The 15,155-nt window shown below is 43.7% G+C and carries 11 protein-coding genes; 6 read left to right on the top strand and 5 right to left on the bottom strand.

Annotation, left to right across the window (positions count from 1 at the left end; genetic code table 11):
* Nucleotides 1-4: 4 nt before the first annotated feature.
* Complete coding sequence (locus ACYZZR_RS00460; RefSeq protein WP_461532020.1) at nt 5-1,237, bottom strand: M48 family metallopeptidase; 1,233 nt, start codon at nt 1,235-1,237, stop codon at nt 5-7.
* A gap of 111 nt (nt 1,238-1,348) precedes the next feature.
* Here ACYZZR_RS00460 and ACYZZR_RS00455 point away from each other — a divergent pair, with 111 nt between their 5' ends.
* The gene (locus tag ACYZZR_RS00455; protein WP_461532019.1) at nt 1,349-3,679 is read left to right on the top strand and encodes an ATP-dependent helicase; all 2,331 of its coding nucleotides are present in this window, start codon (nt 1,349-1,351) and stop codon (nt 3,677-3,679) included.
* A 67-nt stretch (nt 3,680-3,746) separates the two neighbouring features.
* On the opposite strand, the gene ACYZZR_RS00450 is transcribed toward ACYZZR_RS00455, so the two are convergent.
* Entirely contained in the window at nt 3,747-5,129 is a 1,383-nt protein-coding gene (locus ACYZZR_RS00450) for a trypsin-like peptidase domain-containing protein (protein WP_461532018.1), read from the bottom strand.
* Nucleotides 5,130-5,496: 367 nt separating this feature from the next.
* On the opposite strand from ACYZZR_RS00450, the gene dapF reads away from it, so the two are divergent.
* The 4 genes from dapF (at nt 5,497) to ACYZZR_RS00430 (ending at nt 8,788) form a co-directional block, all read left to right on the top strand.
* A complete protein-coding gene (gene dapF, locus ACYZZR_RS00445; RefSeq protein ID WP_461532017.1) occupies nt 5,497-6,276 on the top strand; it encodes a diaminopimelate epimerase in 780 nt (259 codons plus the stop codon).
* Nucleotides 6,277-6,363: 87 nt separating this feature from the next.
* On the top strand, nt 6,364-6,891 hold the full coding sequence (locus ACYZZR_RS00440; protein WP_461532016.1) for a GNAT family N-acetyltransferase: 528 nt from the start codon (nt 6,364-6,366) through the stop codon (nt 6,889-6,891).
* A gap of 70 nt (nt 6,892-6,961) precedes the next feature.
* On the top strand, nt 6,962-8,005 hold the full coding sequence (gene mltG, locus ACYZZR_RS00435; RefSeq protein ID WP_461532015.1) for an endolytic transglycosylase MltG: 1,044 nt from the start codon (nt 6,962-6,964) through the stop codon (nt 8,003-8,005).
* Nucleotides 8,006-8,161: 156 nt separating this feature from the next.
* A complete protein-coding gene (locus ACYZZR_RS00430) occupies nt 8,162-8,788 on the top strand; it encodes a peptidoglycan-binding protein LysM (RefSeq protein WP_461532014.1) in 627 nt (208 codons plus the stop codon).
* 119 nt (nt 8,789-8,907) lie between these two features.
* Here ACYZZR_RS00430 and ACYZZR_RS00425 read toward each other — a convergent pair whose 3' ends face one another.
* From ACYZZR_RS00425 to ACYZZR_RS00415, 3 genes are all read right to left on the bottom strand, one after another.
* On the bottom strand, nt 8,908-9,405 hold the full coding sequence (locus ACYZZR_RS00425; RefSeq protein ID WP_461532013.1) for a GNAT family N-acetyltransferase: 498 nt from the start codon (nt 9,403-9,405) through the stop codon (nt 8,908-8,910).
* Between the two features lie 95 nt (nt 9,406-9,500).
* Nucleotides 9,501-10,802, bottom strand: coding sequence for an amidohydrolase family protein (locus ACYZZR_RS00420; RefSeq protein WP_461532012.1), 1,302 nt, complete (start codon nt 10,800-10,802; stop codon nt 9,501-9,503).
* A 33-nt stretch (nt 10,803-10,835) separates the two neighbouring features.
* Complete coding sequence (locus tag ACYZZR_RS00415) at nt 10,836-13,805, bottom strand: amidohydrolase family protein (protein ID WP_461532011.1); 2,970 nt, start codon at nt 13,803-13,805, stop codon at nt 10,836-10,838.
* 255 nt (nt 13,806-14,060) lie between these two features.
* Here ACYZZR_RS00415 and ACYZZR_RS00410 point away from each other — a divergent pair, with 255 nt between their 5' ends.
* A complete protein-coding gene (locus ACYZZR_RS00410; protein ID WP_461532010.1) occupies nt 14,061-15,092 on the top strand; it encodes a hypothetical protein in 1,032 nt (343 codons plus the stop codon).
* The last annotated feature ends 63 nt before the right edge of the window (nt 15,093-15,155 follow it).

The raw sequence follows: 15,155 nt of genomic DNA, 5'->3' as shown, positions 1-15,155 counted from the left end.
CGTTTTAGCGATGCAGGTTTTTTATCCGTTGTAACAGGGTGGGATGCGAATAGTGTACTTTTACATAAGCCGGATGTGGAGTCAGGTTGCTCAGATTGTTTCTCGACAGTTTTTTCAGTGCCGATATCAGGGGATCGGCAGAATAGGTGTCGCCGGCATAGTTGTCGGCCTGATACTCAAATTTTCTCGAGACATAGTTCATTATTATTCCCGTAATCTCCGAAATCGGACTGTACAATATGCCGAAGGTGATAAGACCGGTGTGAAAACTGTGTTGCGATACGCCTAAGGCATGCGACAACTCGGGAAAATTGACACATAGAGACAGCAGGTAGAGGGTGAGCCCTGTAAGTATTGTAGAAAGGAAGAGGTTAAACAGTATGTGTTTTCTCTTGTAGTGACCTACTTCATGAGCGAGTACAGCCACTATCTCCTCAGTGTCCAGGTCTTTTATCAGAGTGTCGTAGAGCGTAATTCTCTTTTCCCTGCCAAAGCCAGAAAAATAGGCGTTTGCTCGGCTCGATCTTTTAGAACCGTCTATGACAAAGATGTTGTTGAGTGTAAAACCGACTCGAGAAGCATAGCGCTCTATTGCGGTTTTCAATTCCCCTTCTTCTAAAGGAGTCTGTTTGTTAAACAGCGGAACGATTAGTCGGCTGTAAAACATATTCATCAGTACAGAAAAAAAGGCGACAGCCCCCCAGGCGTAGAGCCAGAATTGTCTTCCGGTAAGTTGGTAAAACCAGATAATCAGAGCTGTAATGCTCCCTCCGAGTACAGCACCCATAAGCCATCCCTTGAGTTTGTCGGTGAGGAAGAGCATAGGGGTGCTCTTGTTGAAGCCGTATTTTTCCTCGATTACAAAGGTGTGGTACCAGCTAAAAGGAGTGCTGATCAAATCGCTGGCGAGAACAATCATTCCGAAAAACAACAGGGCGACTACGATCTCGTTGTCCGAAATGCTCCTCGCGAGTTGATCGGTAAATTCAAAACCGCCGGCGAAGAGAAATCCGAGAGTGAGCAAGAGGGAAAAGCTCGAAGACCAGATAGAGAAGCGGTAGTTTTCCTTTTTGTATTGCTGAGAGCGATGGTATTTGTCTGCGTCGTATACGTCGTTGAGCAGTTGGGGAGTAGCATCGTCAAAATGTCGGGCGTTGAGATAATCCAAAATCTGGTCGATAGCGAAGTCTAATACGAGTATAGCAATAATAATATAACTCAGTGCAGTCAGTTCCATACATTGTTGTTAGCGTAAGGACAAACTTCGTGAAAGCAATCGTAATAATCAAGAGACAGGTTTCTTATATTTGCCAAGGAGAGTCATACATTTGAAAAGAACAACAGCAAGGTGGAAAATTACTTAGCAGAACTGAACGAGGCACAGAGAGCTCCTGTGTTGCATATGGAAGGTCCCTTGATGGTCATAGCCGGAGCCGGATCGGGAAAGACCCGAGTACTTACCTATCGCATCGCTTACCTTATGCACAAGGGAGTAGATGCTTTTAATATCCTGGCTCTGACCTTTACCAATAAGGCCGCTCGAGAAATGAAAGCGCGTATTGCCAGCATAGTAGGAAACAGCGAAGCAAAGAACCTGTGGATGGGTACTTTTCACTCTGTTTTTGCCAGAATACTGCGTTTTGAAGCCGACAAGCTGGGGTATCCTAGCAATTTCTCTATTTACGACACTCAAGATTCCCAAAGGCTTATCAGTGCCATCATCAAGGAAATTGGGCTGGACAAGGATGTGTACAAATACAAGCAGATACAGAACAGAATATCTTCGTATAAAAACAGTCTGATTACAGTCAAGGCCTATTTCAATAATCCGGATTTGGTAGAGGCCGACGCCATGGCCAAAAGGCCGCGGATGGGCGAAATCTATGCAGCTTATGTAGACCGTTGTTTTAAGGCAGGGGCTATGGATTTTGACGATCTGTTGTTGAGAACTAATGAGTTGCTCACTCGTTTCCCCGAAGTGCTGGCCAAGTACCAGGAGCGCTTTCGGTATATTTTGGTCGACGAGTATCAGGATACCAATCATTCGCAATACCTGATTGTAAAGGCACTGAGCGATAAGTTCCAGAATATTTGTGTGGTGGGCGACGACGCCCAGAGTATCTATGCGTTCCGCGGGGCAAATATCAATAATATCATGAATTTCCAGCGTGATTACGACGGGGTGCAGGTATACCGATTGGAACAAAATTACCGCTCTACTAAAAACATAGTGGAAGCGGCAAACTCGGTGATTGAAAAAAACCAGACCAGACTGGAAAAAGTGGTGTGGACAGCCAATGAGAAGGGAGGAAAAATAAAGGTGCATCGCAGTATTACTGATGGAGAAGAGGGTAGATTTGTAGCCGGTTCTGTATTTGAGTTAAGGATGCAGGAGCAATTGCCCAACAGTCATTTTGCCGTATTGTACCGTACCAATTCGCAGTCGAGAGCCATAGAAGATGCCCTGCGAAAAAGGGATATTCCGTATCGTATTTACGGCGGACTATCATTTTACCAACGCAAGGAGATCAAAGATGTACTGGCTTATTTGAGGTTGATTCTCAATCCCAAAGATGAAGAAGCTCTGAATAGGGTCATCAACTATCCGGCTAGGGGCATAGGGCAGACTACCATGGAGCGACTCACTGTGGCAGCCAATCACTACAAACGCTCTATTTATGAGGTGATACAACAGCTCGATAAAATAGATCTCAAAATCAATGCAGGTACTCGTAGAAAGTTGGAAGATTTTGTCACCATGATACAGAGTTTTCAGGTAACAGCTCAGAGTGCAGATGCCTTTGTACTTGCAGAACACGTAGCCAAGAAGACAGGGCTGCTGCACGAATTCAAAAAAGACGGTACTCCGGAAGGGATAGCTCGTATGGAGAATGTAGAGGAATTGCTCAACGGTATTCGAGATTTTGTTGAAGGACAGCGGGAAATTGACGGTGCTACCGGTTCGCTAACCGAATTTCTCGAAGATGTGGCTCTGGCTACCGATTTAGACAAGGATACCGGAGATGACGACAGGGTGTCGTTGATGACTATTCACCTGGCCAAGGGACTGGAATTCCCTTATGTGTATATAGTGGGGATGGAAGAAGACCTCTTTCCCTCGGCCATGAGTATGAATACGAGAAGCGAACTGGAAGAAGAACGCCGCTTGTTTTATGTGGCTCTGACTAGGGCAGAGAAACAAGCTTTTCTCACCTATGCGCAAAGCCGTTACCGCTGGGGTAAACTCATCGATGCCGAACCCAGCAGGTTTATCGAAGAAATAGATGATAGATACCTGGAATACCTGACTCCTCCCGTGGATAACACGTACCGCTACAAACCCTTGATAGATGCCGATATTTTTGGAGATGTGGACAAGAGCAAGCTGAGGCAGAACAAACCGGTGAGCAGCACTCCACCCTCGCGATTGAAGCCCACAGAAAGTCAGTTGAGAAAACTGCGAAAGATAAAACCCGAATTGTCTACTCCCGTGGGGAACGGACAGGCGGCTTCGGCCGACCTCGAGGTGGGAACCAAGGTGTCACACACCCGTTTTGGTAGGGGTGTAGTTGTAAAAATGGAAGGTGCCGGGAACGACAAAAAAGCAGAGATAAAATTCGATAACGGACAGTTGAAAAAACTGTTGCTTCGATTTGCTCGACTGGAGATATTGGAGTAGTTACAGAAGGTTTAAAAAACGGCGGGAAAAGTTCCCGCCGCCAATATAATTGTAAGTTATATAATCCTTAGAACAGATAGCGTTCGGGTTCTCCGTTTTTGTTGAGGATTACAATAACATTCCTTTCATTGGGGTTCATTTCCGATACTATTTGTTCCGCATCTTCCCCGTTTCTGATTTTCTTACCATTGATCTCTACCAAGATTCTGCCTTCGAGATTGGCATTGTTGAGGTAGGGTGCTGTACGGGTAATTTTTACTCCGTAATCTATACGGTATTGTTTTTTGTCTTTTTCTGAAATATTTTTCACTTGTATACCCAATTCGTTCAATGTATACGAGTTGATTTTACTCAGGGTAACAGGTATAGTTTTGGTCTTTCCACCTCTTTCTATAGTTAGCTGAACCGTGTTTCCCGGGCGTTTAGAGTTCAGGTAACCCGTAAGATCGGCAAATTTGTTTATCTTGATATCGTCTACACTGACAATGATGTCTCCTTCGCTGATACCAGCTTTTTCTGCCCCTGAATCTTCCTCTACACCTCCTACGTACAAGCCTTCAATCTCGTTGATTCCGTTTTCGATGGCGTAGGGTGAATTTTTCTGAATGATAGATACTCCCAGCAATCCCTTCTGAACATTGCCGTATTCCAACAAGTCTTCTACCACTTTTTTGGCGATATTGCTGGGGACTGCAAAAGCATAGCCGATATAAGTCCCGGTACGTGAGGTGATAGCGGTGTTGATACCGATGAGGTCACCTCTGCTGTTTACTAGAGCCCCTCCACTGTTTCCGGGGTTTACTGCGGCGTCGGTCTGTATAAACGACTGATTGTTACTACCGCTCAAATCCCTCGATTTCGCACTGATGATTCCTGCGGTTACCGTAGAGGTCAGATTGAATGGATTTCCTACCGCCAGCACCCATTCGCCTACTTTGGCGTTGTTGGAGTCGCCAAAGGCCAGATAGGGGAGTTCGTCTTCGGTATCAACTTTTATCAGGGCAATATCGGTAGAAGGATCGGTGCCTATTAGCTCTGCACTATAGGTTTTGTTGTTGTTTAAAGTGACTGAGAGTTCGGTAGCCCCGTCTATTACGTGGTTGTTGGTCACTATATAGCCGTCGGGAGATATGATAACTCCTGATCCTGTTCCTACCTGGGTGCGTTCGCGCCCCCCTCCAAAAAAGAGATCCTGCAGACTGGTAGGAGCACTGCTGGTAATGCGATTGGTAACGTGAACCACAGCGTGTACTGTTTTTTCTGCCGCTTCGGTAAAATCGGTCGTCTCAGCTGCAGCTAGGGGAGAAGTATCGTAGCTGGCAGTGACAAAATTTGGAGTGGTTTGTTTTTCTACTACAACTTGTTCTTTTTCAAAAAAAGTCTTGTAAATTCCAAGGCTTATAAAACCGCCGAATATGGATACGAAGAGTAAACCTATAAACTTTTTCATCAGTTTAATATTTAAATTTTTAACCCGTTTTTTTAAGTATGTCCGTTTTGCGGCAAAAGCAGGAGAAATCCGGTATCGTTGTTTATCCAAAGACCGGATAAAAGTTTGATATCCACATTTGCCAAAGTTTATTGTTCTCGTTGTATAAACTCCGGTAAATAATCCGGTAGGGCAAGTTCCGGAGTTTTACAGTTCAAATTTAGGAGTTTATTATTTTAACATTTCGACTTTAACGACAGTTTAACAAGGGGGTGATAAACGAAAAGTGTGTAGCATTTTAAGAAAAAGCACTGCAATTGCCGGTAAATCGTATATTTGTCTTGTTTGAAAAAAATGAGTTTAGCGGCTGCTGTTTAAAAGAAAAACAATGGGGTTTACATTTTATAAATATCAGGGTACCGGAAACGATTTTGTCATGATAGACAATCGAGACGGAAAGTTCCCAAAAGAAGACACCGATTTTGTCGGTAAACTGTGTGATAGGAGATTTGGAATCGGTGCAGACGGACTTATTCTACTGGAAGAAGAACGCGGATATGACTTTAGGATGGTGTATTACAATGCCGATGGCAATGAGAGTACTATGTGTGGTAACGGCGGACGTTGTATAGTGGCCTTTGCAGGGCTTCTCGGAATTGTAAAAGATCAGACTCGTTTTATAGCGGTAGATGGCGAACACAAAGCTAGCTTGGGCGACGAAAGGGTAAAGCTGCAGATGATAGATGTAGACAGTGTAAACGTATTTGACAATTATGTCTTTCTAAATACCGGCTCGCCACATCACGTGCAGGAAGTGGATGATATAGATCAATTTGATGTGAAATTGGAAGGAGCAAAACTGCGTTATGGCAAATACGGGGAAACGGGGAGTAATATTAACTTTGTGAGTAAGGTAGACGAAGATGTCTTTCAGGTGAGAACTTACGAAAGAGGGGTGGAAGACGAGACTTTTTCTTGTGGTACCGGAGTTACGGCGGTAGCAATTGCCATGCATCGCACCGGAAAGACAAAAGGGAATACAGTAAGCCTACACACCCCTGGTGGCGTACTCAAGGTTTCTTTTGAAGAAAAAGGCGGACATTATCGCAATGTGTTTCTCGAAGGTCCGGCCAAAAGAGTGTTTTCGGGTGATGTAGATCGTGAATAGCACAGTTTTTGAGGGGTATTGATGGTATATTTCTGGCTTGCTATTTCGCGTATTATCTGACTATAGCGACAGTTAAAAAATAATCTTATGGTAACACTTTCAGGAGAAAAGATTTTTTTAAGAGCCTTGGAACCGGAGGATTTAGATTTTCTTTACCGACTCGAAAACGACGAAGCGATATGGGAAGTGAGTGAAACCCAAACCCCGTACTCGCGCTATTTGCTCAAACAATATCTCGAAAACAGTCACAAGGATATTCACGAGATAAAGCAGTTGCGACTGGCAATATCAGATTATAGTTTGCACCTCCTCGGCTTTATCGATCTGTTCGATTTTAGTCCGAAAAACAGAAGAGCGGGAGTGGGGATAGTGGTGTTGGAAAAAGAGCGTAGAAACAAAGGGATAGGGGCGGAAGCTCTGCGATTACTCAGCGAATACGCCTTTACGCATCTCGGAGTACATCAGCTTTACGCTAATATTACAGCAGATAACACGGCGAGTATCAAGCTGTTTTCAAGACAAGGATTTGAAAGAGTAGGTGTAAAAAAAGACTGGATTTTTTCGGAGGGAAAGTTCAAAGATGAGATCCTCTATCAGAAGGTTGGGGGTTTGTAGTTTATGGTTTTGGGGTTTATGGTTAACTACGACTAAGAACTACAAACTACGAACTAAAAAACTAATATTTATGTATATACGAAAGATTATTGTGGCTGTATTGCTTCTGGGTGTAATTGGAGGCTTGTTTTTTGTTTATCATGTCTATACGGCCATATTTTCGCCCAACACAGCATTCAACAATAAAGAAGCTTATGTGTACGTCCCTACGGGGGCTTCTTACGAACAGGTACGAGAGCAATTGGAACCCCTGCTTAAAAATATTAGCACCTTTGATGAGGTAGCTGATAAAAAGGGATATACCCAAGCTCCCAAGGCCGGGAGGTATGTGATTGATAAAGGCATGAGCAACAACGATATCGTCAATTCGCTGCGAAGTCGTAATACACCGGTTGACATATCTTTTAACAATCAGGAAACTCTCGCCAAGCTCGCCGGACGTATTTCAGGGCAGATTGAAGCCGACAGTGTATCGCTTTTGCAAGCTTTTAAAGACACTGTTTTTCTCGACAGTATTCAATTTACTGCCGATGAAGCATTAAATCTGTACATTCCCAACAGCTATGAATTTTTTTGGAATACTTCTGCTACCGATTTTAGAGGCAGAATGCTGAAAGAGTACAAAAGATTCTGGAATGAAGAGCGACTTGCCAAAGCACGGGCATTACACCTCAGCCCGCATCAGGTAATGGCCTTGGCTTCTATAGTGCAAAAAGAAACTGCTAAAACAGATGAGAGAGCACGTGTAGCCGGAGTCTATCTGAATCGCTTGGAGCGAAATATGCTCTTACAAGCCGATCCTACTGTGATATACGCGATAAAAAAACATTTGGGAAATTACGATACCATTATAAAAAGAGTACTGTACAAAGATTTAGAAATCGATTCTCCTTACAATACCTACAAATATGCAGGCTTACCTCCTGGACCTATTGCCATGCCCGATATCTCATCAATTGATGCTGTGCTCAACCCAGAAAAACACGATTATTACTATTTTGTGGCCGATGTGAAAAATCCCGGATATCACAAGTTTTCCAAAACCTTGATGCAGCACAATGCCAACAAGAGAGAGTATGTAAACTGGGTCAATAAACAAGGTATAAATCGATAGCTATACTGAGTTTTTGATGATTAAATAGCTGATTTTGTGTTTATTGATAAAAGTTGTACATTTGCATCCGCTAACTTTGAGTTGGAAGTGTAGAGGGAAATCGTCGTTTTTTTGACTGTTGATTCCTTTCCGTAAATCTCGAAGAAATGTAATTTGATGGTAAAAACCTTAACAAAATATCTTTCTTTAGTTGCTCTTTTGGCCTTTATCAGCTTAGGGTTATCTCCCGAAAAGCAGGTGGAGTTGAACGAAAGTATTCGGGTTACCGGGTCTCTGACTTATACAGTGGCTTCTCTAGGGGAGCAACTTCCCGAAATTAAACCTCCGTTTTTAGGGAAATCTTTTATAGGTTTTAAAGAGGCACTAGGCTTTAAAGAGTCTCGTGGAGATTATTTTGTAACCAATCATCTGGGGTATATGGGAAAGTATCAATTTGGCGCCTCTACCTTGAGGTTGATTGGTGTTAGAGATGCTTCCGGTTTTCTCAACGATCCCGAGCTTCAAGAAAGGGCTTTTATTGCCAATACTTCTCGTAATAAGTGGATATTGCGCCGAGACATAAAGAGAAGTGTAGGCAAGCTGATAGGGGGAGTGTATATTACCGAATCGGGAATTCTCGCCGCAGCTCATTTGGCCGGTCCGGGGAATGTGAAAACTTTCTTGCGCTCTGGTGGACTACAAGGGTTTAAAGATGTCAACGGAGCTTCTATCCGGTATTATATGAGTAAGTTTTCAGGATATGACACCTCCAATGTACTACCCGATAGAAAAGCGAAGATCTAATATATTTCTCCAACATCCTAAGAACTTTTGACGGAGAAGTAACTTCAATCTCCCATCTCCAAGTCACCTCATCTCCACGTCATCAAGTCACCCCATCTCCGCCTCATCGCGTCACCCTTTCACAAAGTCAGTGTCTTAATCATCCATATATCACAAGAGGTATGTCCGGATGCTCCGAGAGGTTTGTTCAATCGCCGAAATCCTTGTTTTTCGTACATTTTCACCGCGGTGGCAAAGTGGGGGAGGCTCTCGATGTAGAGTTGAGTGTACCCCATTGTTTTGGCCGACTTTACACTTTGTTGCATCAGTAGGCTGCCTATTCCTTTTCCCCTTGCTTGAGCGGATAGGTAAAATTTGACCAGTTCGGCACAATTCTCGGAAAGTCCAGGAGTGGGGTAAATACCGCAGCAGCCTAATATTTTACCATCTTCTTCTGCCACCCACAGCACTGATCTCTCCTTTTGAAAAACCCGATACAGTTCGTCAGTATCCGGATCGGAGTAGACTGTACCCTGTTTTGGGGCGTCGTATTCCTCAAAGACTGCTCTGATGATTTCCGGCAGTACAGCACTGTCCGTTTCTTTTACAGGCCTTAGTATAACAGCGTTATTCGTCATTCAGATTGTAATATAATGAAGAACAAAGACTCGAGCAACCCATACTGTCACCACTTCACCTCATCTCCACATCGCTATGTCTCCATGTGTCTATCTCACTTCTGTGCCTCGTATTTCCCCATATAGCGTTTCCAAAGCTTAGTTTGATGTGTTTCCAGGCTGATTTCTCTCCCTTGTATAAAAGCGTGAGAGAGTATATTGGTGCGCATATCAAGTGCATCTCCTTCTGAAATAAATAGGGTTGCATCCTTCCCGGTTTCCAGCGAACCGGCTATATGGTCTATTCCGAGTATTTTGGCGTTGTTTAGGGTGATCATCTGTACCGCCTTTTCGCGATCCAATCCGTATCCTACAAAGGTTCCGGCATAGAAGGGTAAGTTTCGGGTACTTGTACGATCTTGAGAACCACTCATTTCCAATCCGGTAAGTATGCCTTTTTCGTCTAAAAGCCTTGCGAGTTTAAAGGGTTGTTTCACATCGCTATCCTCGCTAACAGGTTGGCGGTGAGATCTGGTAATCGCAACAGAAATCTGGTGTTTTTTGAGCAAATCGGCTACCTTCCAAGCGTCGTTACCTCCTATGATTACTATGTTTTTCACACCTTGATCTACAGCGAAGTTTACGGCATCGGTAATTTCCCTTTCTCCATTGGCAGTAATATAGAGTTTTTTAGAACCGTCAAACAGTCCTTCCATGGCTTCGAACGGGAGGTTTTTGGGTTTGCGATTTCCGTTGAGATAACTTTTGGTACCCGCAAAAAAGTCTGTAATTTCTTGAATGTCTTTGTCGTAGTTTTTATTGGGGTTGTACGAGGCCAGTCTTGTAAGTCTCCTTCTCAGTAAGCGGAAGGCTTTAGGCCAGTGCAGATGTATGCCATCGTCGGTTTTAATGGCGGCATCTTCCCAGTTCCAGGCGTCGAGCTGCACCACAGAAGAAGTACCTGAAATCACCCCGTCCCGCGGCGTTATCTGTGCCATAAGTATACCGTTGGGGCGAGTGGTTTCTATGACTTTAGACTCTGCATTATGGGCGATTATACTTCGTACATGTGGCAGGAAATCACCTATATCCCCTTCGTCGTCACTAGCTCTTACCGCGTCTATTTCTACCAGTCCCAATGTCGAATTTACCGCGATAAAGCCCGGATAAACATGTTTTCCGGAAGCGTCGATAACCCGGTCGTAGTCTCCTGCAGATACTCCTGATAGTGCCCCGGCATAGGTTATCTTACCCTCTCGAAAACCTATGGCGCTGTTTTCTATTATTGTGCCATTGCCTATATGGGCGGTGGCTCCGGTAATGAGAATAGATTGCTGTTGTTTTGGTGCCGGAGTTTGTTGAGCGTGAAGCAGCGATATGCTACACAGTACAAATAATAATATATTGATAGTCTTCATAAATGTCAAAATTTTTTAGGATCCGTTTTCTGTTTACAATCCGTAAAACTCAGTGTCACAGTGCAAATCTTGCTCTACTTTTCTCTTAGGAGCTTGGGTTTGCATTCCCTTGTTTTTGGCAGCGAGCATTTGGTCGATGAGAATATTTTTCTCGCGGATGATATCCTGTCTCGCCTTTTGCACCTGTTCATAATCGTAATAGAGAGCTCCTTCGATAAAGGTTTTCTCAGCTACTGCATAGACCGAAAGCGGATGGTCGTTCCACAGTACCAAATCGGCGTCTTTACCTTCTTTAATACTACCCGTTCTGTTGTCTATATGCAGCATTTTTGCCGGGTTTATGGTCACCATTTTCCAGGCTTCTTCTTCCGATACTCCACCGTATTTTACGGCTTTTGCTGCTTCCTGATTTAGCCTTCTGGACATTTCGGAATTGTCGGAGTTGATAGCTACATTTAGCCCTTGGCTTTCCATAATAGCTGCGTTGTATGGAATAGCATCGTTTACCTCAAACTTGTATCCCCACCAGTCGGAGAAGGTGGAGGCTCCCAATACACCGTGAGCTTTCATCTTGTCTGCCACCTTATAGCCTTCCAAAATATGGGTAAATGTATTTACTGTAAAACCGAATTTATCGGCTACTTTCATCAGCATATTGATCTCGCTTTGTACATAGGAGTGACAGGAGATAAAACGCTTACCTTCTAAAATCTCTACCAGGGTTTCCATTTCGTAGTCGTAACGATAGGGCTTACCACTTTTTTTGACTTCAGCATATTCTTTAGCTCGCTGGAAATAATCGATAAAAACCTGTTCTACACCCATTCTCGACTGTGGAAAACGAACGGTTGGTCGAGTACTCCAATTAGACTGCTTCACATTCTCACCTAGGGCAAACTTGATGAATTTCGGGGAATTGTCGTAGATGAGCTCATCTGCTGTATGCCCCCATTTCAGTTTTACGATAGCCGATTTTCCACCTATGGGGTTTGCCGAACCATGCAGTATTTGCAGCGTAGTCACCCCACCGGTCAGATCGCGAAAGATATTGATTTGGTCGGCATCGACCACGTCTTCTATAGATACTTCGGCCGACGAATTATGGCCAGATTCGTTTACGGATGCGGTTCCGATATGGGAGTGTTCGTCTATAATTCCCGCGGTGAGGTGTTTTCCGGTGGCATCGATCACTTCTGCTCCTGAGGCTGAGAGGTCTTTGCCAATACGGGCAATCTTTCCGTCTTTGATCAATACATCGGTGTTTTCCAGTACTCCTGCATCCTCACTCGTCCACACCGTAGCATTTTTAAACAACACTGATTTGGCTTCGGGCAATTTGGCAAAGCCGTATGCTTTATTTGGATAGGTGATTGGAAGCTGTTGGGGAATGGAAGGGCTCTTTTTCTTTTTACCATTGGCATAGGGATTCTGTTTTACCGCAGTCCATCTGCTTTCTGCACCCCCGTCGGTTACAGCCTTGCCTTCTAATTTGTCTGTGTTTTGCACTTTTGTGGTAAGTCTGGTAAATCCTTCACTTTCTTTAGGTGCAAAGAACAGATGTGCCCATCCGTTGTCGTAGGAAATTTTCGTTTTTAGTTTAGTGCTGCCCGATTGTAGTTTGGCCGTGGGTTTGGCAATACTCCCCTCGATAGTAAGTTGGTATTCTTTACCGGCTACCGAAAGGGTATATTCTCCTCTGATGTCTTTGATGTTCATGTCGTTGACAACATTTCTCTGACCCAGTACCCAGTTTTCAAACAGCGTGGTGCTAGGTTCGAATATATCTCCCGAAGCGATGAGAAAATTGGCGTAACTTCCCTTGTTCAACTGTCCGATCAGCTCTTCCTGCCTCAGTAATTGTGCCGGTACAGTAGTCAGGGCTTTGAGGGCTGTAGTTTTGTCGAGCCCGTAATCTATGGCTCTCTTTAATTTGCTTTTAAACTCTGAGTGTTTTTTGAGCCCGTTTAAAGTAAAGGCAAACGGAATATTTTGCGCGGCAAATGCAGCCGGATTCCCCGGAGCCTGGTTCCACAGTCTCATATCAGACAGGGCGATTTGCTGTGCGAGCATAGGGTCGGAAACATCGTAGGCATCGGGAAAATTCAGAGGAAGTATAAAACTCGCTCCTGTAGCCTTGATTTTATCGATACGTTGGTATTCGTCTATACCACCTTTGAAGATATAGTTGAGCCCGAATTCCTTTGCGATTTTGGCAGCTCTCAAATCGTTTTGATACCCCCCAGTCTCAAATATTTGAGGCAGTGTTTTGTTTCGAAGCAGGGCTTCTATAGAGAGGTCTTTGTAATCTGAGTGCCCACCTGCATACCATTCTGCATCGCGGTACAACTGCCTTATGAGAGCCATTGCGCCCATAAGAGAACTAGGATAGCGCTGTATAGAGGCTATACTTTTGGCAAAAGAGAGGTGTTGAGTACTTTTCTGTTGCAAGATGCGGTTGTCGTAATTGTTGGCAATGTCGAGAGCTACGAGCATTCCGGTACCTCTTACAATACCGTCGGGGATATGGGTATTGACTACGCCAAAACCGTATTTGATCAATTCTCGCGCGTCAGAATTGTCAAATTCGAAGTGGTTTCCGGTCTCTTTTTCGGGCATTATATGGTCGTTCCAATAATAGCCTTTTCGAGATGCTTCGTATTGGGGTTTGCGTCCCAAAGACGATCGTCGTTTGGGTTTTTGCGCTCCGAAATCACTGTAAATATCGATAAAGGAAGGGTAAATGTATTTCCCGTTGAGGTCGGTAATGATACTGTTGTCGGGGATGCTTACATTTTTGCCTACAGCGACCACTTTGCCTCGTTGGATAACAAGGGTGCCCCCTTCAATCACTTTGTCTGGAGTTACGTAAATTGTAGCGTTGGTAAAGGCTTTGTAATTGTTGTCGGTGGTTTTAACACCGCCGTTTTGGGGGAAGTATTCCTGTGTGTAAATACTTACAGAACACAGTAGTACCGCCAAAAAAGAAGGCAATCGTTTTTTCATGGATTACTTGAATTTGTTAGTGTTGTGCCCTAAAAATACTATAACCCACACACATATTACAAGGAAAGTGCAAATTTAACTTTTAAGAAGTGTATTGTTAGTTTTGGAATTGCAATGTGATTTGCCAATTTTTGACGGAATCTGAAAAACTTCAAACCGCAATTAACGGAAATTTAATCTACAAAACTTCTAAGCGCATAAAAAATCCGATATTTTCGATTCGTATTATTGGAATCTGATTAAATAATTCTTTAGATGAAAACAGGAATTCTCACTAAGTTGATAATTTTATTGGGATTGGTTCTGAGTCTTTCCGGATGTTCTTTTATGGGGAAACAGGCTCCGGTTTGGGAAGGAGGGGTGTTTACGCCCGACGGGAAGTATTATGTGTATATGTACAGCGTATACCATGTTACACAGTATTCCCAACAGGGTGGTATCACGCATCGATCTGGTTATACCGAGCGTTTTTTGCAGGTCGTAGATTGCGCTTCGGGCGAAAAACTGCTGAAAAATCCGGTAGAGTTTGACGAGCTGGTTCGAATTGGAGATGTAAATAACCACTATGTGTGGTTGAGCGTTAGAGATATAGAGGAAGAGCAAAACAGTGTTGCCGTATTCGATTTGTCATCGTTCGATTTAAAGTTTAGCGCAGAGGACATAAGAGAGAAGAATCCTGATATTCCCTTCGGGTATGGTGCCTTTTTTGAGAGTGACGAGAACGTTAATCAAGCCGTTTATGAGGCAGAAGACGGACGTAAATATGATATAGATGCAGAAACGGGAAAACTTGCGATAGCAGCTGATAGCGAAGGAGAACGGCTGAATGGATACGAAGACGATTTTTATCAGTACACCTATAGTTATGATGCTGTACAACAGGAGATAACCGGAGGATCGCGCAGAAAACTCTTCAGAGCGGATTCTGTTCAAATCACTTCTCAAGACGATTTTCTCGATCCGCAATACCTTGCCATACATCAGAAAAGGTACAACCACAAAGCCCGGCCCAGTATTTACGATCAAAGTTTTTTTATACTGTCTAAAACTGTTAGAAACAATTCTAAAGATTTAATACTTACCCGTATAAACCAGCAGACATTGGCCACGGTCTGGTCGATTACGCTGCCACAAGACGACAATGAAGAGCTTTCAAACATCCAGAACAAATGCAGGTTTTACTTGCAAGGAGATAATTTGCTGGCTTCCAATCAGTCTCACCTGATGGAAATAGATTTAAAAACAGGCACGCTCAAGGCGTCATACAAATTACTTCCACCAAAATAGGGAATAGTAATCAGCTAAAGGAATGCGTGACATAGTGCAGATAAATGCCTTTTCAGTAGTTGC

The organism is Sinomicrobium sp., from assembly GCA_029266035.1.
Classification (GTDB): Bacteria; Bacteroidota; Bacteroidia; order Flavobacteriales; family Flavobacteriaceae; genus Sinomicrobium.
Note: the sequence above shows the minus strand (reverse complement) of the source record. Positions and strands in the feature narration are given on the sequence as shown.